Annotated in this window: 20 protein-coding genes and 1 pseudogene; 9 read left to right on the top strand and 12 right to left on the bottom strand. The window is 62.7% G+C overall.

What is annotated here, in order from left to right:
- Positions 1-18: 18 nt before the first annotated feature.
- Positions 19-1,092, top strand: a complete 1,074-nt coding sequence (locus KKO72_RS09100) for a serine/threonine protein kinase (RefSeq protein ID WP_371736856.1) — start codon at positions 19-21, stop codon at positions 1,090-1,092.
- 13 nt (positions 1,093-1,105) lie between these two features.
- Here KKO72_RS09100 and KKO72_RS09095 read toward each other — a convergent pair whose 3' ends face one another.
- Together KKO72_RS09095 and KKO72_RS09090 are read right to left on the bottom strand one after the other, a co-directional pair.
- Complete coding sequence (locus KKO72_RS09095) at positions 1,106-3,298, bottom strand: GGDEF and EAL domain-containing protein (protein ID WP_214937541.1); 2,193 nt, start codon at positions 3,296-3,298, stop codon at positions 1,106-1,108.
- A 7-nt stretch (positions 3,299-3,305) separates the two neighbouring features.
- Complete coding sequence (locus KKO72_RS09090) at positions 3,306-4,058, bottom strand: substrate-binding domain-containing protein (protein ID WP_214937539.1); 753 nt, start codon at positions 4,056-4,058, stop codon at positions 3,306-3,308.
- Positions 4,059-4,406: 348 nt separating this feature from the next.
- On the opposite strand from KKO72_RS09090, the gene KKO72_RS21260 reads away from it, so the two are divergent.
- Entirely contained in the window at positions 4,407-6,329 is a 1,923-nt protein-coding gene (locus KKO72_RS21260) for a methyl-accepting chemotaxis protein (protein WP_214937537.1), read from the top strand.
- 57 nt (positions 6,330-6,386) lie between these two features.
- On the opposite strand, the gene pyrF is transcribed toward KKO72_RS21260, so the two are convergent.
- A complete protein-coding gene (gene pyrF, locus KKO72_RS09080) occupies positions 6,387-7,247 on the bottom strand; it encodes an orotidine-5'-phosphate decarboxylase (RefSeq protein ID WP_214937536.1) in 861 nt (286 codons plus the stop codon).
- A 70-nt stretch (positions 7,248-7,317) separates the two neighbouring features.
- On the opposite strand from pyrF, the gene KKO72_RS09075 reads away from it, so the two are divergent.
- Positions 7,318-8,268, top strand: coding sequence for a cation diffusion facilitator family transporter (locus KKO72_RS09075; protein ID WP_214937524.1), 951 nt, complete (start codon positions 7,318-7,320; stop codon positions 8,266-8,268).
- Positions 8,269-8,278: 10 nt separating this feature from the next.
- On the opposite strand, the gene KKO72_RS09070 is transcribed toward KKO72_RS09075, so the two are convergent.
- Genes KKO72_RS09070 through tsaB form a run of 3 tightly spaced genes read right to left on the bottom strand, consistent with a single transcriptional unit; the run spans position 8,279 to position 10,506 of the window.
- Entirely contained in the window at positions 8,279-9,274 is a 996-nt protein-coding gene (locus KKO72_RS09070; protein WP_214937522.1) for a uracil-DNA glycosylase, read from the bottom strand.
- A 45-nt stretch (positions 9,275-9,319) separates the two neighbouring features.
- On the bottom strand, positions 9,320-9,799 hold the full coding sequence (gene rimI, locus KKO72_RS09065; RefSeq protein WP_214937520.1) for a ribosomal protein S18-alanine N-acetyltransferase: 480 nt from the start codon (positions 9,797-9,799) through the stop codon (positions 9,320-9,322).
- A gap of 8 nt (positions 9,800-9,807) precedes the next feature.
- Positions 9,808-10,506, bottom strand: a complete 699-nt coding sequence (tsaB, locus tag KKO72_RS09060) for a tRNA (adenosine(37)-N6)-threonylcarbamoyltransferase complex dimerization subunit type 1 TsaB (protein WP_214937518.1) — start codon at positions 10,504-10,506, stop codon at positions 9,808-9,810.
- A gap of 124 nt (positions 10,507-10,630) precedes the next feature.
- Here tsaB and KKO72_RS09055 point away from each other — a divergent pair, with 124 nt between their 5' ends.
- Together KKO72_RS09055 and KKO72_RS09050 are read left to right on the top strand one after the other, a co-directional pair.
- Positions 10,631-11,893, top strand: coding sequence for an ATP-binding protein (locus tag KKO72_RS09055; protein ID WP_214937517.1), 1,263 nt, complete (start codon positions 10,631-10,633; stop codon positions 11,891-11,893).
- 467 nt (positions 11,894-12,360) lie between these two features.
- Complete coding sequence (locus KKO72_RS09050; protein ID WP_214937515.1) at positions 12,361-15,993, top strand: hypothetical protein; 3,633 nt, start codon at positions 12,361-12,363, stop codon at positions 15,991-15,993.
- Positions 15,994-15,997: 4 nt separating this feature from the next.
- Here KKO72_RS09050 and KKO72_RS09045 read toward each other — a convergent pair whose 3' ends face one another.
- A complete protein-coding gene (locus tag KKO72_RS09045; RefSeq protein WP_214937513.1) occupies positions 15,998-17,029 on the bottom strand; it encodes a DMT family transporter in 1,032 nt (343 codons plus the stop codon).
- A 34-nt stretch (positions 17,030-17,063) separates the two neighbouring features.
- Here KKO72_RS09045 and dacB point away from each other — a divergent pair, with 34 nt between their 5' ends.
- The gene (dacB, locus tag KKO72_RS09040; RefSeq protein ID WP_214937511.1) at positions 17,064-18,557 is read left to right on the top strand and encodes a D-alanyl-D-alanine carboxypeptidase/D-alanyl-D-alanine-endopeptidase; all 1,494 of its coding nucleotides are present in this window, start codon (positions 17,064-17,066) and stop codon (positions 18,555-18,557) included.
- Positions 18,558-18,622: 65 nt separating this feature from the next.
- A complete protein-coding gene (locus tag KKO72_RS09035) occupies positions 18,623-18,877 on the top strand; it encodes a SemiSWEET transporter (RefSeq protein WP_214937510.1) in 255 nt (84 codons plus the stop codon).
- A gap of 13 nt (positions 18,878-18,890) precedes the next feature.
- Here the strand turns inward: KKO72_RS09035 and KKO72_RS09030 are convergent, their stop codons facing one another.
- Genes KKO72_RS09030 through purE form a run of 3 tightly spaced genes read right to left on the bottom strand, consistent with a single transcriptional unit; the run spans position 18,891 to position 21,626 of the window.
- Entirely contained in the window at positions 18,891-19,901 is a 1,011-nt protein-coding gene (locus KKO72_RS09030) for an L-threonylcarbamoyladenylate synthase (RefSeq protein WP_371736861.1), read from the bottom strand.
- Between the two features lie 28 nt (positions 19,902-19,929).
- The gene (locus KKO72_RS09025; protein WP_214937506.1) at positions 19,930-21,135 is read right to left on the bottom strand and encodes a 5-(carboxyamino)imidazole ribonucleotide synthase; all 1,206 of its coding nucleotides are present in this window, start codon (positions 21,133-21,135) and stop codon (positions 19,930-19,932) included.
- Positions 21,132-21,626 (bottom strand): 5-(carboxyamino)imidazole ribonucleotide mutase, encoded by a 495-nt coding sequence (gene purE, locus KKO72_RS09020; RefSeq protein ID WP_214937504.1) that lies wholly within the window; start codon positions 21,624-21,626, stop codon positions 21,132-21,134. Before purE ends, KKO72_RS09025 begins: the two co-directional genes overlap by 4 nt.
- A 49-nt stretch (positions 21,627-21,675) precedes the next feature.
- Here purE and trxA point away from each other — a divergent pair, with 49 nt between their 5' ends.
- Positions 21,676-22,632 carry a thioredoxin gene (gene trxA / locus KKO72_RS09015; RefSeq protein WP_214937502.1) on the top strand — a complete coding sequence of 319 codons (957 nt, stop codon included), beginning with the start codon at positions 21,676-21,678 and terminating at the stop codon, positions 22,630-22,632.
- Between the two features lie 131 nt (positions 22,633-22,763).
- Complete coding sequence (locus KKO72_RS09010; protein WP_214937500.1) at positions 22,764-23,219, top strand: PAS domain-containing protein; 456 nt, start codon at positions 22,764-22,766, stop codon at positions 23,217-23,219.
- A 24-nt stretch (positions 23,220-23,243) separates the two neighbouring features.
- Here KKO72_RS09010 and KKO72_RS09005 read toward each other — a convergent pair whose 3' ends face one another.
- On the bottom strand, positions 23,244-23,639 hold the full coding sequence (locus tag KKO72_RS09005; RefSeq protein ID WP_214937498.1) for a ribbon-helix-helix domain-containing protein: 396 nt from the start codon (positions 23,637-23,639) through the stop codon (positions 23,244-23,246).
- Between the two features lie 136 nt (positions 23,640-23,775).
- Positions 23,776-23,852 (bottom strand): annotated as a pseudogene (locus KKO72_RS09000) (protease); the annotation flags it as partial.

Here is a 23,852-nt window from a genome sequence, read left to right as displayed (position 1 = left end):
AATAAGGGAGCGGGCATCGTGCAGGAACAATCACCGTCTGAGGGACACCCCTATCACGCTTTGACACCCGACCTGGTGCAGGACGCACTGGTCAGCATTGGCCTGTATGGGGACGGCCGACAGATGGCCCTGAGCTCCTACGAAAACCGGGTCTACCAGCTGCATCTGGACGATGGCAGCACCGTGGTGGCCAAGTTTTACCGCCCCGGACGCTGGAGCGAAGCGCAGATTCTGGAAGAACATGCGTTCTCTGCCGAGTTGATGGACGCAGAAATTCCGGTGGTTGGGCCGCTGCGGATTCAGGGGCGTACCTTGCATCACTTTGGTGGTTTTGCCTTCAGTGTGAGCCCAAGCCGGGGTGGGCGCAGCCCCGAGCTTGACGATCCCGATGTGCTGGAATGGGTGGGGCGCTTTCTGGCGCGTATCCACACCGTAGGTGCGGCCAGGCCTTTTGCCGTGCGCCCGGCGCTCGACCTGCAGAGTTTTGGCGTTGAGCCCCGCGAGTGGCTGCTCAGCCACGACAAAGTGCCGCTGGATGTGCAGTCAGCCTGGGAGAAGGCGTCCTCGGATGCACTCAATTTGATAGCTACTTTTCCTTTGTATATAAGGACTACAGTCCAAAATGATCTGGAAGATGCGGCAGAGGACGCGCAGCCTTTCCACGCCCTGCGCAGCCTGCGCCTGCATGGTGACTGCCACCCCGGCAACATCCTCTGGACACCGCTGGACGCCCCGGCGGCCAGCCTGCCTGGGCCACATTTTGTCGATCTGGACGACGCCCGCATGGGGATGGCGGTGCAAGACCTGTGGATGTTGCTCAGTGGTGACCGCCAGCAGCGCACCCGCCAACTCGGCGCACTGGTGGATGGTTACGAGCAATTTCGCAGTTTTGACCGGCGTGAGCTGGCGCTGATCGAACCGCTGCGCACCTTGCGCCTGATCCACTACAGCGCCTGGCTGGCGCGGCGCTGGGACGACCCGATCTTTGCCATCAACTTCCCCTGGTTTGGCTCCAGCGACTACTGGCAGGGTCAGGTGCTGATGCTGCAGGAGCAGATCGAGGCGATGCAGGAAGAGCCGCTGGTGGTGTGACCCCAGAAGGGACTCAGCGCAGCTGAGCCTCGAACGCCGGCAGCGGCACCGGCGGGCCAAACAGGTAGCCCTGGTAGGCATGGCAGCCCAGGCTGGCCAGCATGTCGCGTTGCGCCTGGGTTTCGACACCCTCGGCAATCACGATCAGGCCGATGCTGTCGGCCAGCGCCACAATCATCTTGGCGATGGCGGCGTCGTTGGCGTCGTCCAGAATGTCCCGCACAAAACCCTGGTCGATCTTGAGCTGGTCCAGCGGCAGGCGTTTTAAGTAGGTCAGTGACGAGTAGCCGGTCCCGAAGTCGTCCAGCGAAAAACGCACACCCAGGGCCCGCAGCCGGGTCATTTTGGTGATGGTGCTCTCCACATCTTTGACCAGCAAGGACTCGGTCAGCTCCAGTTTGAGCAAGGCCGGCTTGGCACCGGTGTGCTGCAGCAGGGCGGACACCTGGTCGACAAAACCCAGCAACTCGAACTGGCGCGCGCTCACATTCACCGCCAGACTCAGGTGCGCCATGTGCGTTTGCTGCGCCCACTGCGCCAGTTGGCGACAAGCGCTTTCCAGCACCCATTGACCGATCGGGATGATCAGGCCACTGTCCTCCAAGGCCTCGATGAACTCGCCCGGCAGCACCAGACCCCGCCGCGGGTGTTGCCAGCGCAGCAGCACTTCGGCACCGCTGATGCGGCCATCGTTCTGCACCTGCGCCTGGTAGTGCAGAACAAACTGTTTCTGTTCGAACGCCTCGATCAGGTCGGCTTCCAGCTCCGCGCGGGTGTTGACCTCGTCCATCATGGGGGTTTCAAACAGGCGCAGCGCATTGCGCCCGCCGGCTTTGGCTTGGTACATGGCCAGATCGGCGCGTTTGAGGACATCCTTGCTGATGGCCTGGGTGTTGGCAAACACGGTGATGCCGATGCTGGGTGTGCTGCGGCACGGGTGGCCATCGAGCAGGTAGAGGTGGTTGAGCTCGGCCAGCACCTTCTGGCCAATGACCTCGGCCTGGTGGGTGGCCTGCTGCAGATCGGGATCCAGGTTTTCGAGCAGCAGCACAAATTCGTCACCCCCCAGGCGCACCACGTTGTCGCCATGGCGCACACAAGCGGTCAGGCGCTGTGCCACCGCCTGCAGCAGCTGGTCACCCACATCGTGACCCAGCGTGTCGTTGAGGGTTTTGAAGTTGTCCAGGTCCAGCATCATCAAGGCGGTGTGGCTGTGGTCGTCGGCGTTGGCCAGCCGTGCCAGCCGGTGCATCAGGTGGTGGCGGTTGGGCAGGCCGGTGAGCTGGTCGTGAAAGGCCAGCGAGCGGATTTCGTCCTCGGCAGCTTTGCGCTGGGTCACATCACGCGCCACCGCCAGCGTGACCTGTTCGTTGTGCAGCGTCAGCGGCACGGCCTGGATGTCCAGCCAGCGCAGTGCGCCGCGCAGACCCTGTGTCAGAAGCTGGCACTGGGCCGTTTGCCCTTGTGTCACCTGCTGGTGCATCAGCGCGAAGGTCTCATGGTAGGCCGGGGTGACAAAGTCGGTGAATCGGCGCCCAAGCATGTGCTGGGCCCGGTCGGCCTCAAAGATGGCCACCCCTGCCGGGTTCAGGTCTTGCAGCTTGCCGTCTGCCGTCAGGGTGATGACCGCATCACTGATCGAGCGCAAGGTGGCTTCAGCCCGTTCGGTTTCCTCCGTCAGTGCCTGGGTGGCCCGGCGCAGGCGGCGCAAGGGAACCACACGCATCACCCAATACACCAGATTGCCCAGCGCCAGCCCGAGCAGGGTGGCTAACCCGGTATGGCGCAGCAGCGGCTGCAGCGAGGTGCTGACCGCGATGCTACCCACAGCCCGTCCGGAGTCATAGAGCTGGTAACTGCGGTGCATGACCGGGTTGGCGGGCACGGCACCGCTGCGCACCAGAAGTTGTCCTTGCGCGTCCAACACCTCGATCAGCTCCCCGGTGAGTGGTACCGGCTCGTGGGCGAGCAGCCCCAGCATGCGGTTCTCGGCATACACCCACAGTTCGGGTGCATCGGCAATCAGCCGGTTCAGGGCCGAAGCCTTGACCCGCGCCTTGAAGGTCAGCGCTTCACTCAGACTGGTGTGCGCCGTCAGCCAGTAACCCAGCGGGATGCCCAGGCCAACCACCAATGCCAGCAATAAGGCCACCCGGGTGATGACCCGGCTGGCTTCATCATCGGCCGAGGGGTGGGCGTTACGCACGGTGTACTCAAGGTGTCCAGTGGCCGGTTTGCTTCAGGATGGTGGTCCCCTCGGCTGAGCCGATGAACTGGATGAAGCGTTGTACACCGGCGCCCGGTGTGGTGGAAGTCACCAGGTAAAAACGTTTCACCAAGGCCGTCGGGTAGGCGCCGGATTTGCAATTAGCCTCGGTGGGCTCCACGCCGTCAAGCTGCAGCGCACGCAGACGGCGCCCCTCGGACTGGATCAGGGCGACGGTGGTTACCCCCACTGCGCCAGGAATGCTCTCGATCTTGTCGACGGTTTCCTGGTCGGTGAAGGCTGTGGGCAAACCCGGGCGTTGTTCCGCCAGGGTCAGCGCACTGTCCATGGCGGGTGAGAGTTTCTTGATCTGCAGCGTGTTGTCATCACCGGCCTGGCGGATGATGGGGCGCGCTGGTGTGCCATCGGGCCAGGTGCTGAGCTGTCCCGCATATAGCTGCGCCATCTGTGTCACGCTGACACCGCCGATCCGGGTGTGGGCGGCCACAGCAAACACGGTGGGGCTGCGTGCATATTCCGTGGCCAGCAGGCCAGCGGCCAGTTCGTCGTCCTTGAGAGGGCGTGAGCTCAGGCCCAGGTCGAGTTTGCCTGCTGCCGAGGCCTTGATGGCACCAGAGCTGCCCAGGCTGGGCAGCACGGTGATCTGGTCGGCAGGGTTGCGCCGGGTGTAGGCCTCGGCCAGCAAGCGGGCGGTGCCCAGTGCATTGCCGGTGCCACCGATGGTGAGCTTGTCAGCCATCGCGGGTGTACTGGCCAGGGCCCAAGCCGTAGCAAGACAGACGAGCACACAACGGGAAGCTGGGAGCGGTGATGATGTCATGGCACCTTGTCCTGCAAGAAGTGAAGTGGCTGCTTGAACAGCTCGCTGATGGTAACCATTTGCCTGATTTGTGAATACCCACCCGAAGTATCTTTTGTCTACGGATGTTGGATAGATGAGCGCTATCTTATGTGTAGCAAACAACCCTTTTGGGAAAAGAATACTCTCAAAAATCCAACAAAACAGGACGGGAAGTGGCGGGCTGGATGGCTTCTCCCTATGATGTGCCAGAAACGCTGTCACTCAATAGCTTTTCAGGAGACGCCCATGCCGCTGCTGCAACACATGAAGCTCGCCCACAAGTTCCTGATCCTCGGGCTGGTGGCCCTGGTGATGGTGGCCATACCGACGGGTTTGTACTTCAAGCGGTCCTTCTCCGACATCCAGGTGGCGCAGCGTGAGCTGCTGGGCACGGGTCCGCTGGTGGCGCTCAACAAGGTGATCCAGCTCAGCCAGACCCACCGCGGCATGTCGGCCAGCATGCTCAATGGCAACGAGGAACTGGCGGCCCGCCGCCCGGCCCTGCGCGACAAACTCAACGCCGCCATCAGTGCCATGGAGGGCGAATTCACCACCGCTGGCGTTTCGCCCGCTTTGCAAAAGCGCTGGTCCGATCTCAAGCAAAGCTGGGTCACACTGGAACAAAGTGTGGCGGGCCGCAGCATCAACGTCGCCGAGAGCACCCAGCGCCACACCCAGATCATCACCGCCCAGCTGCAACTTGGTGAGGAACTGCTCGACGAGTTTGGCCTGAGCCTGGAACCCCATGCCGACACCTACGCGCTGGTACGCGCCACCATGGTCGACATGCCCTGGCTGGCAGAGAACTTGGGGCTGATGCGCGCCATGGGCAGCGGTTTCCTGACCAAGGCGACTGCACCACCCGAGGGCAAAGCCACCCTGCGTGCGCTGAGCAAACGCGCCCTGGAGCTGCAGGCCAGCATGTTCCGCCAGGTGGCTATTGCCACCCAGACCAACCCGCGCATGCAGGTGGCCTTGCAAGCCCCTTCCGAGGCCAACCGCGCCGCCGTGGACAAAACCCTGGCGCTGGCCAATGATGGTGTCATCAATGCGACAGAGCTGAACATGCCAGCCGTGGCCTATTTTGATGCCTTCACCCAGACCATCGACGGCCTGTTTGCCTTCAACAGCCTGGCCATGCAGACCATGGTGGGCGAGCTCCAGGCGCGCCTGCAGACCGAATCCCGCATCCTGGGCGTTGTGGCGCTGCTGCTGCTTGGCGGTTTGCTGGCGGCTGTGTGGTTGTCCTGGGCCTTCATCCGCAGCATCACCGAACCGGTGAACGATGCATTGCAACTGGCCCACGCGGTGTCCCAGGGGGATCTGCGGGTCAAGGTGCAGGCGTATGGCGACAACGAACTCGGTCAGCTGATGCAGGCACTGGCCAGCATGCGCGACAAGCTGGCCCATGTGGTGCAGCAGGTGCGCCAAGGCTCCGAGGCGGTGGCCACCGCCAGTGTCGAGATTGCCCAGGGCGACAACGACCTCTCCAGCCGCACCGAGTCACAGGCCAGCGCGCTGGAGCAAACCTCGGCCAGCATGGAAGAGCTGGGTGCCGCCGTGCAGCAAAACGCCGTCAGCGCACAACGCGCCAACCAGCTGGCGCAGGCCGCCAGTGTGGTGGCGCTCAAAGGGGGCGACGTGGTGGGCCAGGTGGTGCACACCATGAAAGACATCAACGACTCATCGCGGCGCATTGTGGACATCATTGGTGTGATCGATGGCATCGCCTTTCAGACCAACATCCTGGCGCTCAACGCGGCGGTGGAAGCGGCGCGCGCTGGTGAGCAGGGCCGGGGCTTTGCGGTGGTGGCCAGTGAAGTGCGCTCGCTGGCCGGGCGCAGTGCCGAGGCCGCCAAAGAGATCAAGGGCCTGATCAGTGCCAGTGTGCAGCGTGTGGAGCACGGCACGCAGTTGGTCGATCAGGCCGGCAGCACCATGGACGAGGTGGTGGCCAGCATCCGCGAGGTGAGCCAGATCGTGGGGGAGATCAGCAGCTCCAGCAAAGAGCAGGCCGACGGTGTGGCCCAGGTGGTGGAAGCCGTCGCCCAGATGGACAAAACCACCCAGCAAAACGCCGCATTGGTGGAAGAAATTGCCGCCGCCGCCACCAGCCTGAGCCAACAGTCTCAGGGTCTGGTGGACACCGTGTCGGTCTTCAAGTTGTAAGCTATTTTGGTCTCTAGCCCTTTTTCTAAAAGGGCTGATAGCTATAGATTAAAGAGCTTATGCGGCTTGGCAAGCGGCCCGCAATACATCGCGGGTTTTTAATGCCTCGGCCCGTGCTGCCGCTGCAAAGTCGCCGCCAGCGCTGGCATACAAAATGGCCCGTGAGGAGTTGACGATGATCGGCCCGGTGGTCTGTGCCGTGCCGTCTGCGGCCCGTTGGTTGCGCCAGCCCGCCTTGACCGTGGCCAGTGCGTCCCCACCTTGTGCCCCCACCCCCGGAATCAGCAGCGGCAGGCTCGGTGCCAGGGCACGCACCCGCTCGATTTCGGCCGGGTAGGTGGCGCCCACCACAAGACCGAGCTGGCCGTTGATATTCCAGTGGCCTTGCGCCAGCCGCGCAATGTGTTCATACAGCAGCGGCTGCCCCGGCACACTGGCCAGGCGCTGGTTCTGGAAATCGTCGCCACCGGGGTTGGAGGTGCGGCACAGCAAAAACGCACCCTTGCCGTGGTACTTCAGATACGGTTGCACCGAATCCAACCCCATGAAGGGCGACAGCGTGACCGCATCGGCGCCGTAACGCTCAAACGCCTCGATCGCGTATTGCTCGGCGGTGCTGCCGATGTCGCCACGTTTGGCGTCCAGAATGATCGGCACCTGCGGTGCGGTGCGGCGCATGTGGGCCATCAACTGCTCGAGCTGGGCTTCGGCCCGGTGCGCCGCAAAGTAGGCAATTTGGGGTTTGAAGGCAATCACCAGATCGGCGGTGGCGTCGACGATGGCGGCGCAAAAGTCGTAGATTTTGCTGGCATCACCTTTGAGGTGCGCCGGAAACCGCGCCGGGTCCGGGTCCAGACCGACACACAGCAGAGATTGGTTCTGGCGCTCTGCCGCGCCCAGTTGGTCAAGGAAGTTCATGCCCGACATTGTAAGAATGCCTGGCCACAAAGCGCCTAAACTGCCCCACGTTTCGCCCCCTTGGTGCCCCATGCAACACGACCCGATTTCCGACCCTCAGGACCTGCCCCAGTACAACAACGCCGAGCGCGCGCGTGCGGCCTCGCGCAGCACCTGGGTCAGTGTTGTGGTCAACCTGGTGTTGAGCACGCTCCAGATCGTGGCCGGGGTGCTGAGCAAATCGCAGGCCTTGGTGGCCGACGGCCTGCACTCGCTGTCCGACCTGGTGGCCGACTTTGTGGTGTTGTTTGCCAACCACCACAGCCAGAAAGCGGCCGATGCCGACCACCCTTATGGCCACCAGCGTTTTGAGAACGCGGCCTCCCTGGTGCTCGGGTTGCTGCTGTTGGTGGTGGGGCTGGGCATGTTGTGGTCGGCGGCCAGCAAGTTGCAAAACCCAGAGTTGATTGCCACGGTGCACATCGGCGCACTGTGGGTGGCGCTGGGTGCACTCACGGCCAAGGAGCTGCTGTTTCGCTACATGTTGCTGGTGGCTAAAAAGGTCAAAAGCAGCATGCTGGTGGCCAATGCCTGGCATGCCCGCTCGGATGCGGCGTCCTCCCTGGTGGTGGGGGTGGGCATCATCGGCAACCTGGCCGGTTACCCGATTTTTGACCCGATTGCGGCGGCGCTGGTGGGTTTCATGGTCACGCGCATGGGCTGGAGTTTTGGCTGGACCGCCTTGCACGACCTGATGGACCGCGCGGTGGACGACGCCGAGCTGCAGGCCATCCGCCAGACCCTGCAGCAAACCCCCGGTGTGAGTGGTGTGCACGACATCCGTACCCGCATGATGGGCGACATGATTGTGGTGGACGCGCATCTGGAGGTGCTTGCCACCCTGACGGTGGAGCAGGCGCACGACATCACCGTGGCCGCGCAGCAGCGCGTGATGCAGCACCACCGCGTGTTGCACCTGCTGACCCACGTCGACCCCTACCACCGCCCGGACCTGGACCACACCCAGGCACCCGGAAACTGAGGCTGGGGCCTCAGCGGCTTGGGGCCTGTGCCACCTCGGCCGCCAGGCACAAATCCTCCCAGGCGCGGGCTTTGTCCAGCGGGTTACGCAGCAGGTAGGCGGGTGGGTAGGTCACCACCACCGGCACGCCCTGGTAATGCCAGACCTGGCCGCGCAACTTGCCCAGTGGCAGTTTGAGGCCTTGCGGGTGGTCCTGGCTCAGCAGCACCTGCATCGCCAGCCGACCCATGGCCAAAATCACCTTGGGCTGTACCAGCGCGATTTCGCGGCGCAGGTAATGCGCGCAGTCGGCCAGCGCCTGCGTGTCGGGTGTGGTGGGCACCACCGGGCGGCATTTGAGCACCAGGCTCAGGTAGGCGGTCTGGGCCGGGTTGTTCTCTTCGGCTAGGCCTGTTTGGTGGCGTTGCACCCCCACCGCCTTGAGCATGTTGTCGAGTAACAGGCCCGCGTCGTCCACAAAGGGTTCGCCAGCGCGCTCTTGTGCGTCATCAGGTGGTTCACCGAGCACCAGCCAGTCGGCCCGCAGGCTGTCTGGCGGGGCGGCCAGCACCGGGCCACGTCGGCCCAGGCACATGGCGCAGGCCTGGCAGGCGACCACCGTGGCCTGCAGGGTGGGCCAGTCCATGGTCTCGATGCCGGGCGGCAGCGGGGTCAGCGCGGTGGGTGCGGGTCCGCTCGGGGCCTGGCGCGCTCGGGCGGGGGGTGTTGGTCGCTGATTGGCCGGGTGTTCGGGCGCTGCGGGTGGCGCCGTCGCGGCAGGCGGCGCAGACCGGGCGCTGCTCGGCTGTGGTGCCGCAGCTTGTGGGTGAATTTGGCCTCCAGCCCTTTCACTGTCTGGGCTGGGTGCTGCATTTTCCAGATCATGGTGGCGGTCGCTGTCGGCCTGTAAATCGGCTGCGGCCGCCTGGGCCAGCACCTCATCGGGGGCCGTGTTGTCGGGCCACCAGACGTGCACCCCCATTTCGGCCAGCATGGCGCGTTGGCGGGTATCAAGGTCTAGGCTCATGGGCTGATTTTCACCGACTGGGCCGACCTGGCTGTGGCCCGGCCCTCATGGCGTGTTGTCGAGCTTGAGGCTCATCACCAGCGCGTCTTCACGCTGGCCGAGTTCCGCCGGGTAATACTGTTTGCGCAGGCCCACATAACGAAAGCCGTGCGCCTTGTAAACCTGCACCGCGCGGGTGTTGCTGGCGCGCGCCTCCAGCCAGACCCATTGCAGGCCCTGGCCACGCGCCCACAACACCAGCGCGTCGAGCATCACCTTGGCCCAGCCCTGGCGCTGGTGGCCGGGCGCCACCGCCAGGTTGAGCAGATGCACCTCTTCAAAACCTTGCATGGCGACAAAGTAGCCCAGCAGGGTGTCGCCCGCCAGCAGCAGCTGCGCCTGGTAACCCCCGGCCAGGCAGTCGGCAAAGTGGCGCCGCTGCCAGGGGTGGCTGTAGGCCAGTTGCTCCACTGCCAGCACCGCGTCGAGGTCGGCCTCACGCATCGGCTCAAAGCGCACTTCCACAGGCTGCAGTTGGGCGTTCATGGCGGGGGTCAGGCGGCAGACTTGGCGGCCGCGCGTTCCAGCGTGGTCTGCGCCACCTTGTCGCGGATGTAGGTGGGCAGCGCCTGCGCCGCTGGCACCGCGCCGCCAGCGGCTAGCAAGGCCGGCGCCAGCCGCAGCATGGCCGTTGCGGTGGGCAAGGCCAGCAGGCGCAGACCGGGGCCGTCGGGCAGGCGTGCACCATAGGCGGCAAACCCATTACCCGCCAGCACACCCACGCCATCCCAGCCCAGGCTCTCAGGCTTGATCAGGCTGCAGCCCTTGATCTGTCGCCATACATCACTCTCAAAGATGTAGCTGGCGGTGTACAGCTCGTCCATGCGTGCGTCGAGCAGGCTGGTGACCACCAAGCCGCTCGCACCCGACAGCTGCCAACGCGCTTCTTCGGCCACAGCCAGCAGCGTGTCCACCGGCAGCACCGGCAGATCCGCCCCAAAAGCCAGGCCCTGCGCCACCGAACAGGCGGTGCGCAGCCCGGTGAACGAGCCCGGCCCAGCGCCAAACACGATGGCGTCAAGTTGGGCAAACGAGAGATCCGCCTGCGCCAGCAGCTGTTGAATCTCGGGAATCAGGTGGGTGGAGCTGTGGGCGCCACCGGCGGCACTGTGCTGCCAGGGCGTGGACACACCAGCGCGCTGCACAGCGATCGACATCTGTTCGGTACTGGTGTCCAGGGCCAAGAGGTTCATAACGACAATTTTAGAAAGGGCTGATTGACAAATTGGTGAGGCCGTAAAACCACGCTCAAGTTGCCGAGTTTGACAACATCAAGGTGATATTTACAATCGTGAGTAAATTTACTCAGTATCTTTTATGACGTTCCAGCGTTCCCAGGTTTACATCTTGCAGAGTCGACTGCAGGAAGCACCACAATTCATCACGATTGTGACCGGGCCACGGCAAGTGGGCAAAACCACCTTGGTGCGTCAGGCCCTGGCGGGCTGCACCCATTATTTTGTGGCGGTGGACCAACCCGCCGAAGCCCGACCTTTCACATACAGCGACTTCAGCTCGCCATTCAGCGAAGTCGATGGTGCGCCCCGTGATGCCGCCTGGTTGATCCGCCGCTGGCAAGAAGCCCGGCAACAGTTCAAGACATTGCAACAGACCCGCCCGCAGCAGACTTTTGCCTTTGTTCTGGACGAGATCCAGAAAGTGCCGCGCTGGTCAGACACCATCAAAGGCCTGTGGGATGCTGACCGTGCCCAGGGCCTGGACATGCATGTGATTCTGCTCGGCAGCTCGCCATTGCTGCTCCAAAAGGGCCTGACAGAAAGCCTGGCCGGACGTTACGAACTGATCCGGGTCATGCACTGGTCGTACTTGGAAATGCACCAGGCCTTTGACTTCACGCTCAACGAATACATCTACTTTGGTGGTTACCCCGGTGCCGCCCGGCTCATTCGCGACGAAGCTCGTTGGCGCAACTATGTACTGGCCAGCCTAGTGCAGCCCAGCATAGACACTGACATTCTGCAAATGACCCGCGTGGACAAACCGGCGTTGCTCAAGCAGCTGTTTGAACTGGGCGCCAGCTATTCCGGCCAACTGCTGGCTTTGGGCAAGGTCAAAGGCCAGTTGCAGGACGCTGGCAACGAGACCACCTTGGCGGGCTACCTCACCCTGCTGAGCAACGCGGGCCTGCTCACCGGTCTGCACAAATACCATGTGGGTGCCGCACGCAAACGCGCCTCGGCGCCCAAATTCAACGTGCTCAACACCGCGCTGATGTCCAGCGCCACGCCCTACACCCTGGCTCAGGCACAAGCTGACCGCAGCTACTGGGGTCGGCTGGTGGAGAGTGCCGTGGGCGCCCATCTGTGGAACACCGCTGAAAGTTATGAAGACATCAGCTATTGGCGCGAAAGCCCCCACGAGGTGGACTTTGTCATAACCGACGCTGTGCGTATGACCGCCATTGAGGTCAAAAGTGCCGCCGCTACAGGCCAGCTCCGTGGACTGGAGGAATTCTGCAAACAACACCCTCACTGCAAACGCTTGTTGGTGGGCGCGGGCGGGGTGGATTTGACGGAGTTTTTGTCTTACCCGCTGGCCCATTGGCTTGATACGCCGTGAGCTTTGGTGTGAATACGCGTCACTACCCCGCCCAAGACCGTCTGCCACTGGTGCGCGAAGCCTGCGCCCGTGACAAAGACGGGCAGTTAAGCGCCCCCCAGCCTTTGAGCCGCTACCGTGATGTGCGAGCCTGGGTGCTGCTGGCTGACCCGGGTGCGGGGAAATCGGACGTGTTTGCCTCCCTCAGCTGCAGCGAAGGCGGCACCTATGTTGGTGCGCGTGATTTTGTGGAGATGGGTTTGTCCGATGGCTGGCAGGAGCCGCTGTTCATTGATGGGCTGGATGAAGTCACCGCAGGCAGCGCATCCGGCGCGACGCCACTGGGGAGTATTCGTCAACAGCTGCAGCAACTTGGCACACCGAAATTTCGCATCTCCTGCCGCGAGGCCGATTGGCGCGGCAATGCGGACGCTGCTGCCCTGGGGCGACTGGTCGGAGACGCCAACTTTGCAGAGTTGCATCTGACCGTGTTGACTCACGCGCAATCGGTAGCACTGGTTGCACACTGGCAGGGCTACACCGAAGCCCACGCCGAAACTTTCATGCAAGAGGCCGCCCATCATGATCTGGAAGGCTTGCTGAACAACCCGCAGACTCTGCGTTTGCTGGTTAAGGCCCTTAACGCCAATAACAACAAGTGGCCTGACAGCAAGACAAGCACCTATGAAATGGCCTGCGCGCAGCTGGTGCGTGAATTCAACGAAGAACACTTGGCCAATAGCCGCGACAGCACCCCGCCGGATGATCAGACGCTGTTGGCTGCAGGGTATTTGTGCGCGGTCATGTTGTTGTCGGCCAGTGGCAGCATCGCCTTGCAGCGGCAAAGTGAACCACGTTCAGGCGTGGTGGCCTTGCCCGATCTGAAAAACACTGACTCTGCCCCCGATCTGCCCACATGCCGCTTTGTCTTGCATACGCGATTGTTTCGGGGTGACGGGACTGGCGACTTCCGGCCCGTTCACCGCACTGTGGCCGAGTACCTGGGGGCGCACTACCTGGCCTCCCGCATCCAAGCTGGCTTGCCTGTCAACCGCGTGCTGGCGCTGATGTTGGGCCAAGATGGTGGTCTGGTGCCGGAACTGCGTGGCCTGCATGCCTGGCTGGCGGCTGTGGCACCACCCAGCCTGCGCCGCGTGCTGATCAGCCACGACCCGCTGGGTGTGGTGCTCAATGGCGATGTTCGTGCCTTCAGCCACATCGAGAAACTGGCCGTGCTGGCGGCCCTGCAACACGAAGCCACGCAGGATTCATCCTTTCGCCGCCAGAACTGGGCCAGCCACCCTTTTGGCGCCTTGGCCACGCCGGACATGGAGGGCGACTTCAGGGCGCTGCTGCAATCCCCGGAGCGCAGTCAGGCACATCAGGCTTTGCTGGATTGTGTTTTGGATGCCATAAAGCATGGTCAGCCCATACCAGCATTGGCCCCCCTGTTGGAACAGGTGGTCCGTGACAAGAGCTACCAATCCGGCTTGCGGACAACCGCCCTTGACGCTCTTGTGGCTGGTACACGTCACGACAAAAACTATTCCAAGCTAGCTCTGCTTTTGGCAGACATTCACAACAATGAGGTTGAAGACCTGCAGGATGAACTTCTGGGCACACTGCTGGATGCCCTCTATCCAAGCCATATTTCACCCTCAGAGATTTGGCGCTATTTCCAGCATCCCAAAACCGAGAATTTTTTAGGGGTCTATCGGATGTTTTGGCATGATCTGCCAAAACGACTGACTGCAAAAAGTGAAGTAGCAACATCATTAGATGCCCTAGTGTTAACCAACTACCAGCTTAAAGATGAATATGACCCATTCGATGTCACCGAACTAATAGGTGATCTGCTGGTTCAGGGGATTTCCCAGCACGGAGAGAACATTGATGTAGCACGCCTGTATCGCTGGCTCGGACTGAGTTTGGGTGAGCACTTCGATAACCGTTTACAACCCGAACACGCAGCCTTTGTTAAACAGTGGCTGGAGGCACGTCCAGCCGTTTACAAAGCTCTTTTCGAGTATGGCTTGGGCAGACAGACCCAAGAGAACCTGGACACAGGACTCGGCTGGTGGCGCATCAACGCGATGTTTCATGGTGCTGCCACATCTGCAGATGGCCAGAACTGGTATCTATCGTTGGCTGAAAAAACCACAAATGATGATTGGCGTCATCAGCTGATTTTTAACGCCATTCGTTTGGTAGAACAGGCTGGCGACAAAGACGCGGGAACTGCGTTGCTCCGCAACTGGAAAACTTTGTATCCTGCTGATGCCCAATGGGTGGAAGTTGTTTTGGAACACCGCCGTGCGCCGCCAGAACCTTACCCCGGTTATCAGACTCAGCAAAATGAAGTCAAAGAAAAGCTGGCACAGAGACAACGCGAAAAAACAACTTTTTTCCAAAAACACCTGCCTGAGTTTGAAACTGGCCCGGCACATCTTGGCGCGTTGGTAGAGGTGGCAAATGCCTATCTCAACAACTTCCGATCAAACAACCAAGCTACGCCAGAAGATCGTCTGCTGAAGCTGCTCAACCAAGACCCCGAATGGGTGCGACTGGCTCTGCATGGTTTGCGCCAATGCCTTTTCAGAGAAGACCTGCCTTCAGCCGATGACATCATTGCTCTTGCAGGTGAGAGTCGGCGCTACCACCTCGCCACCCCTTGTGTGGCGGCCATGGTCTTGCGTGAGGCAGAAGACCCGGCAACCACCTTGGACTTGTCTGCCAAGACTCTCGAAACCGTGGTGGCTTTTCAGTTGACAAACCTGTCTGGTGAAACACCAAGTTGGTTCAAGCGTTTATTGACCGAGCAGGTCAGTGTGGTGGCCAAGGTGATGTTGAAGTACATCCAGGCTCAAATTGCAGCCAAGAACGAACATGTCAACGGTCCCAGCGCCTTGGCTCACAGCGCAGACTATGCCGCAGTGGCACAACAAATCACCTTGCCACTGTTGATGGACTTTCCTACAAAAGCCTACAAGGCGCTGCTGCCGACATTGCAGACGTTGATTCTGGCTGCCATGCGTGATCTCACACAGGACGTCATGCGACTTCTGACTGCCACCAAACTGGCCAACAAAACGCTGGATGTCGGGCAACATGTTTATTGGTTGGCGACAGGTCTGCAATTGGATTCAGACACTTACCTAGAACCTATGCGCAGGTATGTCGGTAACAACCAGACACGTATCCACCATGTGTTCAACTTCTTCTATCAACGGCGTGGCGAGAGGAGCCTCGGCGTTAATTTGCCCCCTTCTGCCCAAATTTTCTTGGTTGGTTTGCTAGGACCAAAATGCAGTCCTGAAGTCCCCCGATCTGGCATATACGAATTTACAGCCGAGACGGAAATCGGCAGTTACGTTGGCCATCTCATTCAATCTCTAGCGAACACGCCAGAGGATGCCGCTACGCAAGCGCTGATCGATTTTCAGCGACGCCCAGAATTGAAGCAGTGGCACGACACCTTCAAGCGCGCCCTCTATGACCAGCGCATTTCACGGCGCAAGGCGCTGTTCCAGCCTGCCACGGTGAAACAGGTCTGCAACACGCTGGCGAATTTGCAACCCGCCAGTGCGGCCGATCTGTGGGCGCTGACGCTGGACCATCTGACACAGCTGGCCAGCGAAATCCGCAACGGCAGCACCAATGACTACCGGCAATATTGGGCCAACGACGAACCCAAACTTGAAAACGACTGCCGCGATGCGCTGTTGTCCGATCTGAAGCAGCGGCTTGCCACCGTGGGCGTGGCGGCTGAACGGGAAGGCAATTACGCCGACGACAAACGGGCCGACATCAAGGTGATTGCGTCACCCCACCACGTCCCGATCGAAGTCAAGCGGGAAACACACCCTGACTTGTGGAAAGCGATTGGCAGCCAGCTGATTGCCAAGTATGCCCGCGAATCCGCCAGCGACGGCTACGGCATCTACCTGGTTTTCTGGTTCTCTGGAAAGCTGATGCCCGCGGCAGGTGACGGTGGCAACAAACCCAAAACACCGCAGGAGTTGCAGCAACGCCTGATAGCCACCCTGCCCGAGGCACTGAAACGCAAAATCGCTGTTTTGGTGGTGGACTGCTCCAACCCGTCCTCCACCAAGTCCATATAAGAAATCAGCCTCCAGCCCTTTTGTATACTGGCTTCATAGCTATGTTTTTAGAAAGGTTCGGCGCAGCCGCACGCACCCCGAACAAAATGCCGCCGGTCACCAGCAGCAGGCCTGCCGCCAGGTTCCAGTGCAGTGGTTCACCGAGCAGCAGCACTGCGCTCAGGGCCGACAGCCCCGGCACCAGGGCGGTGATCATGGTGGAGCGCACCGGGCCAAAGTGGCGGATCATCTGGGTGAAGGTCACGCCCGAGATCACCACCGAGCCCCAGCCCTGAAACGCCGCCTGAAACAGCAGGTCGCGCCAGGGTGCATGGAACAGCTGCGACTTGACCACACCGGTCAAGGCCATCGCGGTGTACATCGGCAAATAGGCCACACAGGCAAAGGTGGTGATGGCGATGGTGGCGCGCACCGCGTCCAGTCGGTAGTGCCGCGCCAGCACGCTGTAACAGGCCCAGCACATGGCCGCTGTCATGAACAGCAGGTCACCGATCCAGACCGAGCCGCCTTCAAACACCTGCAACAGGCTCAGGCCACCCACCAGCAGGTCGCCGAGCACAATCAGCGCCAGACCGGCAGCGCGCGCTGGCGTGATCCGGTCAGACAGAAGCCACATCGCCAGCAAGGCAGTCCACAGCGGCAGGCTGCCCGGCATCAGCACAGAGGCATGTACCGCCGGTGCATACACAAAGGCGCTGTAGGCCAGCAAGGCGTAGAGCAGGCCGCCAAAAAAACCGGTCTTGATGGTGATGTGACCCGGCAAAGGTGAGATCCGCAGCCAGGACGCCCCCCGGATGCCACGGGCGCGGTCCTGGTGCACCAGCCAAGCCCCCAGGGGCAGCAGGATCAGGCTGGCGCCCACAATGCGGCAGTAGGCGATGTCAAACGGGGTCAGCAGGCCACCCCGCGCCGGGTCGTTGGAGGCCCGTGCAATCACAATGAACGAGGTCCAGATCAGCACCGTGATCACGGCCGCAGCGATGCCCACCGTGCGGGGGGCAAAACGGGCGAGAAGAGGGTGGGGGGCATCGGTCATGAGCGGCATTATCCGTGGCTCGGATAATCTGGCCATGACCCGACCACCCTTTCCCCACCGTCACCACCTGGCCCGCTGCCTGTTGCCACTCTGGTTTTGCCTCAGCGCTCTGGCCGCCAGCGCCCAGGCGCTGCCCGAGTCGATCAGCAGCGCCCTGGCACGTGCGCAGCTGCCGTTGGACGCCATCAGCTTGCTGGTGGTGGACGCCAATGGCCTCTCCGCACCGCGCCTGAGTTACCGGGCCGAGGTGCTGGTCAACCCGGCCTCGGTCATGAAACTGGTGACCACCACGGCCGCGCTGGACCTGCTCGGCCCGGCCTACACCTGGCGCACCCCGGTCTGGCTGGATGGCCCGGTGGTCAACGGTGTGCTCAAGGGCAATCTGGTGATCGCGGGCCAGGGTGACCCGGCGCTGACGCTCGAAAAACTCTGGCTGCTGCTGCGCCGGGTGCAGGGCCTGGGGGTGCAGCGGATTGCGGGTGACATCGTGCTCGACCGCAGCGCTTTTGCACCACCCACCAGCCAGCCGGGCGACTTTGACGGTGAGCCGCTGCGCCCCTACAACGCCAGCCCCGAGGCGCTGCTGGTCAACTTCAAGTCGATCCTGATGACCTTCACCCCCGACCCGGCCAACCGGGTGGCACGGGTGCAGATCGACCCGCCGCTGGCCGGGGTACAGATGCCCAGCAGCGTGCCGCTGCTCAGCAGTGCCAGCGCAGACGGCTGCGGGGACTACCGTGGTGGTCTGTTAGCGGATTTTTCTGACCCGGCCCGCATCCGTTTGGCGGGCGGTTACCCGATGGGCTGTGGTGAGAAACTTTGGCCGGTGGCCTACATCGACCCACCCAGCTACGCCGCCCGCGCGATCGAAGGCCTGTGGCGCAACCAGGGTGGCAAGCTCGATGGCCGTGTGTTGGATGGCCGCGTCCCGGCCACCAGCCCGAGTTTTTGGGTGAGTTCACCCACCCTGGCCGAGGTGATCCGCGACATCAACAAGTTCAGCAACAACGTGATGGCGCAGCAGCTGTTTTTGACACTGGCGCGCAATACCGACGCAAGCAGCCCGGCCAGCTTTGAGAGCGCGCGTGAGGTGCTGCGGGGCTGGTGGCAACGCCGCATTGCGCTGGCTGGCACGGCCACCCAGGCGCTGCCGGTGCCGCAAATCGAGAACGGCGCCGGGCTGTCGCGCCAGGCACGCATCAGCGCCGCCGCTCTGGGCCGGATGCTGCAGGTGGCGTACCTGTCGCCCTACATGCCTGAGCTGATGGCCTCGTTGCCGCTGGTGGGCTTGGATGGCACCCTCAAACGCAGCCGTGCGGCCCTGGCCAGTGCCCACCTCAAAACCGGTAGCCTGCGTGATGTGCAGGCCGTGGCCGGGTATGTGCATGGCAGCCAAGGCCGCCACCTGACGCTGGTGGCCATCGTCAACCACCCCAATGCGGCCGCCGCACGGTCGGTGCTGGAGGCGGTGGTGGACTGGGCGGCTGCTGAGGCCAATACCTCGGGCACAAATGCCCTGGGCCGCTGACCGGAGCGGCCCCAAATGAGCGCTGGCTTGACCGACAATCGGGTTTTCCCCTCAGCCCCATTCCCATGACTTTGATTGACATCATTGGCTCGGTCGCCGCCACGCTGACCACCATCAGTTTTTTACCCCAGGCCTGGCACACCTTCCGCACCAAAGATGTCAGCGGCATTTCGCTGGGCATGTACACCGTGTTCACCACCGGTGTGGCGTGTTGGCTGGTGTATGGCCTGCTGATGGACGCCTGGCCGATCGTGATCTCCAACGCCATCACGGTGTCGCTGGCAGCGGCGATTCTGGGGATGAAGCTGCGCTACCGCTGAGCGCCGCTGGCGCTCAATACGCGGCGCGCTGCAGCCGGTCGCGCACACCGTCCCACTCGGGCGTGGCCGGTGGGGTCTGCACCCAGATCTGAGACACCCCCTGGGCATCCAGCGCACGCAGCGTGGCAAACAGCTGCTGGGCCGCCTGCGCCGCATCAGTCGGCATAGCCTGCCACAGGCAGCGGGTATGAGACAAGGCCAGCGGTTTGTGGGACCAGATGCCCAGCACCGGGCCAGTCGCAGAACTCGCCTCAGCCAGCATCAAGGGGGCGCCTTGGTCCATCGCCGCCGCGTCCATCAGGCGCACACGGGCGCGGGGTGCATAGTGTGATTCCAAGGTGCCAGAGGCCTTGGGCGCTTGTTTATCAAGGGTTGATAGCTCTTCTTTTTGGAGCACTTTGAGGCCGCAAACCGCTTGTACCTGTTCCGGCGTGATGGCGCCCGGGCGCAGCAGCACCGGCTGGCCCCGGCTGCAGTCAATGATGGTGGACTCGATGCCCACGCTGCAGGCGCCACCGTCCAGAATCAGCAGATCCTCCCCAAACTCACCCGCCACATGGGCTGCGGTGGTGGGGCTGACGCGGCCAAACTTGTTGGCACTGGGTGCAGCCACACCCCACACCCCTTGTGCCGCGCAGGCTTGCAACAGCGCCACCGCCACCGGGTGCGACGGACAACGCAGGCCCACCGTGGGGTTGCCACCGGCGGCGGCCTGGGCCACACCGGGTTGGCGCGGCAGGATCAGGGTCAACGGGCCGGGCCAGAAGGCCGCCATGAGTTTGTGAGCAAACTCTGGGATGTCCGACGCGTAATGGGCCACGGCGTGCGCATCGGCCACATGCACGATCAGCGGGTGGTCGGCCGGGCGGCCTTTGGCGACAAAAATCTGCGCCACGGCGTCGTCGCTGTCGGCGTCGGCCGCCAGCCCATAGACCGTCTCGGTAGGCAAGCCCAACAGCCTGCCAGACCTGATGCTGTCTGCTGCTTCTGCTATAGATGGTGCGTTGTTGCCGGGCAGGATCACAGGCGCCCCCTTGTCCTCTGGAGTCGCTTCAAAATGCATCGATCCCCAGCAGGCGGGCCGCCTCCAAGGCCACCGCATTGGCCTCAGCCGCCGTTGCAGCGGTCACTGTCAGGTGGCCCATCTTGCGGCCCGGTTTGGCCTGCAGCTTGCCGTACAGGTGCAAATGCACCCCGGGCAAGGCCAGCACCGCATCCCAGGGCGGGATGGTTCCGTTGACCCACAGGTCCCCGAGGAGGTTGAGCATCACAGCAGCGCTGTGGTGGCGTGGCTGCACCAGCGGCAAACCGGCCAGGGTGCGCACCTGCAGGTCAAACTGCGACTGGTCACAAGCGTCGAGCGTGTAGTGGCCACTGTTGTGCGGCCGCGGTGCCATCTCGTTGACCACCAGGCCACCGAGCGCGGCAGATTCGGGCGAACCCTCGGCCAGCACAAAAAACTCGACACACAACACACCCACATAGTTCAGCTCATCAGCTATTTTTTTGGTAGCTTCTACCGCTTTGTCAACAAGGGTTGAAGGCAGATTGCCTTCATAAGCCTGGGTCACCGCCAGAATGCCCTGGCGGTGCAGGTTGCGCTGCGGTGCAAAGTGGACACAAGTGCCATCCCAGCCACGCGCCACGATCACCGAACACTCGTCGGCCAGCGGCAGCATCTGCTCCAGCACACAGGGCACTTGTTTGAGGGCGTCCCAGGCGCTGGCCAACTCGGCCCGGCTGCTCACACGCAGCTGGCCCTTGCCGTCGTAACCCAGGCGTGCGGTTTTCAAAATACCGGGCAGCAGGGTGTCAGCCACCGTCGCCAGGTCGGCCGCGTTCTCGATCACCGCATAAGGCGCCACCGGCACCCCGCTGCGTGCCAAGTGGGTTTTTTCCTGGATGCGGTCCTGCGCAATCGCCACTGCCTCGGCGTTTGGCGCGGTGGGCCGGGTCGCGGCCAGGGTGGCCAGGGCGGCGGCGGGCACGTTCTCGAACTCGGTGGTGACGGCCGCACAGTGTTGCACCAGCTGTGCCAGGCCCTGCGTGTCCAAGTAATCCCGCTGGATGTGCTGGTGGCTCACCAGCCCGGCCGGGCTGCTGGTGTCGGGGTCGAGCACCACAGTGAAATACCCCATGCTCTGGGCCGCGTGCACAAACATGCGCCCGAGCTGGCCGCCACCCATTACCCCCAGGGTGGCGGGTTGTCCGCTGTCACTCCAGCCGGTGCTGCCCGGCAAACAATGGGGCTGGCTCATGGTGTGGGCGGCAGCGTCATGTCGCGCGCCGTCTGGGTTTGTTCGGCGCGGAAATCCTCCAGCCGGGCGCGCAGCACGATGTCGTTGTTGGCCAGCATGGCCACCGCAAACAGCGCGGCGTTGGCCGCCCCCGCAGCGCCGATGGCAAAGGTGGCCACCGGAATGCCCTTGGGCATCTGCACGATGCTGTGCAAGGAGTCCACCCCACTGAGGTGTTTGGAGGCCACCGGCACACCGAGCACCGGCACCGTGGTTTTTGCCGCCAGCATGCCCGGCAGGTGCGCCGCACCGCCGGCACCGGCGATGATGGCTTTCAAACCGCGGCCCACAGCGTTTTGCGCGTAGGCAAACATGTCATCAGGCATCCTGTGGGCTGACACCACTTGATACTCGTGCGGGATGCCGAACTGTTGGAGAATATGGACTGCGTGTTGCATGGTGTCCCAATCCGAGCTGGAACCCATGAGCACACCGATTTGGATGTTTTTCATCCCCGAATTTTACGTTTGACCCCGTTCAACCCCCAAGCCCCCCACCGCCATGATTGAAATTACCCTGCAAAACTTCGAAACCGAGGTGATTGCCGCCTCCATGACCCAGCCGATCCTGATCGACTTCTGGGCACCCTGGTGCGGCCCGTGCAAGACCATGGGGCCGGCGCTGGAGCAGCTTGAAGAGGACTACCAGGGCCGCTTCACGCTGGCCAAGATCAACGCCGACGACGAGCAGCAGCTGGCCGGGGCTTTTGGCATCCGCAGCATCCCGACCTGCATCCTGATGTCGGGAGGCAAACCGGTCGACGGTTTCACCGGCGCACAAACGCCGGCCCAGATCAAGGCCTTTCTGGACAAACACCTGCCCAGCGAAGCAGAAGAAATTGGCGAGGCCGAGGCCGACGAAGCCATGGCGCTGCTGGAGTCGGGCGACGCCCAGGCCGCGCTCGAAAAACTGGGTGATGCACTGGCCGCTGACCCCGGCAACGACGACACCCGCTACGACTATGTGCGTTTGCTGATCCAGCTCGGTGGCCACGAGGAGGCCGAGGCCGCGCTGGCGCCCAAGCTGGCCGAGATCCCGCGCAAGCTGCGTTTTGAAGCCCTGTCTCAGTGGCTCAATGCCATCAAATTCATAGCTACCAGCCCTTATGCGATGTGGGATGAGGCGCAGTTTGACGAACGGATTGCTGCCAACAAGCGTGACTTTGACATCCGTTTTGCCAAAGCCAGGTTGTTGATGGCGGTGGGTGAATGGACCGCCGCCATGGATGAGCTGCTGGAAATCATCATGCGTGACAAGAAGTGGGCTGACGAGGCCCCGCGCAAGGCCATGGTGGCGATCCTGGAATTGCTCACCCCGCCCAAACCCAAAACCGCCGCACCGGCGCCGGGGAAAACCGCCCCCAGCATCGAGGTGCTGGGCAAGGTGGCCGCCCCCGAAGACCCGCAGGCCGCCCTGGTCTCGACCTACCGCCGACGCCTGAGCATGATGCTCAACTGATACGCTGCGGGGAGGGGGGGCTTGCCGGGCCACCCCGTGTGCTCAAGCAGGCCGCGCCCGCACGTCAGCTGGCGTACATATTCGGTCGATAGAATGAACTCGGGTTGAGTCACCCGTAAAGGGCATCTGTCGTGAAAATACCGGTTTCTGACGTCAACGTTCCGCCTGCTGCGGACAAGCACCAAGACCCCAAGGCAATCTTGCGCGCCATGCTGGACGGCTTGTCCGACGAAGCGGTGGTGCTGGATGCACAAGGCAAGATCGTGATGACCAACCTGGCCTGGCAGCAATACAGCCTGACTTTTGGCCCGCAGCCCGACCCAGGAACGCCGACGCAGGCCTTCAGTGACCTGGAGCTGGCCTCACGCGGCCACAGCCCGCACAAACACACCAGCCGGGCGGTGCAGGGCATTCGCGATGTGTTGTCCGGCGACATCGAGGCCTTTAGCCTGACCTACCCCTGCCACACTCCCGACGCCCAAGTCTGGTTCACCATGACGGTGACACCCGTGTTGTGGGAGGGGGATACCGGCGTGCTGATCACCCACACCGACACCACGCCGCGCCACCGGCTCGCGCCGCGCTGAGCGCGCGTAGGTCTCGTGTTGGGTCTAGGCGGCCCGCACCTGGGCAGCGCTGGCAGGCACGGCGGCCAGCATGGCCATCGGCCAGTGTTCTGTGGCCAACACCCGCTGCGGGTTCAGGCAGGCAATCGGGATCGACACGTCGCTCGGGATGCCGCCCGAGAGTTGCAGCGCCAGGTAGCGCCCGCAACACACCCGCAGAAACGACGCAAAGTTGTCCACCTCACCGCGCGCCTCGATCAGCTCGTCGTAGAGTTTGGTACACAGCTGCGGCACACCCAAACCATCACGCCGGGCGATGGTCTCAAGCACATTCCAGAACAGGTTTTCGAGGCGGATGCTGGTGGCCACGCCGTGCAGGCGCACCGAGCGTGCGCGACTTTGGTACAGATGCGGATCAGCGCTGACAAAGACCTGGCACATGGGCGACTCCGAGAGGTGGTGGCACGGGCCAGCATGCCGACCGTGTGGGTGGGCGTCAATCCGGGCAAACCAGGGGCAGCCCAGGCAGGTGGTGCCTGTTTTCAGCCACTGGCAGACGGCAACCCCTGGGTGTGTTTTAGGGCGTGATCCGGGTGCCCAGCAGGGCCAGGAACTGCGCCATCCAGGCCGGGTGGGCGGGCCAGGCCGGGGCGC

The sequence above is a fragment of the Rhodoferax sp. U11-2br genome, from assembly GCF_018619435.1.
In the GTDB taxonomy this organism is placed as follows: domain Bacteria; phylum Pseudomonadota; class Gammaproteobacteria; order Burkholderiales; family Burkholderiaceae_C; genus Rhodoferax.
The sequence above is the reverse complement of the archived record's forward strand: the minus strand, read 5'-3'. Positions and strand labels throughout refer to the sequence as shown.

What these genes read in the sequence shown, in the direction of transcription:
- KKO72_RS09090 (WP_214937539.1), bottom strand. Translation starts at nt 4,058, where the DNA reads ATGGCTGACAAGCTCACCATCGGTGGCACCGGCAATGCACTGGGCACC.
- KKO72_RS21260 (WP_214937537.1), top strand. Translation starts at nt 4,407, where the DNA reads ATGCCGCTGCTGCAACACATGAAGCTCGCCCACAAGTTCCTGATCCTC.
- pyrF (WP_214937536.1), bottom strand. Translation starts at nt 7,247, where the DNA reads ATGAACTTCCTTGACCAACTGGGCGCGGCAGAGCGCCAGAACCAATCT.
- KKO72_RS09075 (WP_214937524.1), top strand. Translation starts at nt 7,318, where the DNA reads ATGCAACACGACCCGATTTCCGACCCTCAGGACCTGCCCCAGTACAAC.
- KKO72_RS09070 (WP_214937522.1), bottom strand. Translation starts at nt 9,274, where the DNA reads ATGAGCCTAGACCTTGATACCCGCCAACGCGCCATGCTGGCCGAAATG.
- rimI (WP_214937520.1), bottom strand. Translation starts at nt 9,799, where the DNA reads ATGAACGCCCAACTGCAGCCTGTGGAAGTGCGCTTTGAGCCGATGCGT.
- tsaB (WP_214937518.1), bottom strand. Translation starts at nt 10,506, where the DNA reads ATGAACCTCTTGGCCCTGGACACCAGTACCGAACAGATGTCGATCGCT.
- KKO72_RS09055 (WP_214937517.1), top strand. Translation starts at nt 10,631, where the DNA reads ATGACGTTCCAGCGTTCCCAGGTTTACATCTTGCAGAGTCGACTGCAG.
- KKO72_RS09045 (WP_214937513.1), bottom strand. Translation starts at nt 17,029, where the DNA reads ATGACCGATGCCCCCCACCCTCTTCTCGCCCGTTTTGCCCCCCGCACG.
- dacB (WP_214937511.1), top strand. Translation starts at nt 17,064, where the DNA reads ATGACCCGACCACCCTTTCCCCACCGTCACCACCTGGCCCGCTGCCTG.
- KKO72_RS09035 (WP_214937510.1), top strand. Translation starts at nt 18,623, where the DNA reads ATGACTTTGATTGACATCATTGGCTCGGTCGCCGCCACGCTGACCACC.
- KKO72_RS09025 (WP_214937506.1), bottom strand. Translation starts at nt 21,135, where the DNA reads ATGAGCCAGCCCCATTGTTTGCCGGGCAGCACCGGCTGGAGTGACAGC.
- purE (WP_214937504.1), bottom strand. Translation starts at nt 21,626, where the DNA reads ATGAAAAACATCCAAATCGGTGTGCTCATGGGTTCCAGCTCGGATTGG.
- trxA (WP_214937502.1), top strand. Translation starts at nt 21,676, where the DNA reads ATGATTGAAATTACCCTGCAAAACTTCGAAACCGAGGTGATTGCCGCC.
- KKO72_RS09005 (WP_214937498.1), bottom strand. Translation starts at nt 23,639, where the DNA reads ATGTGCCAGGTCTTTGTCAGCGCTGATCCGCATCTGTACCAAAGTCGC.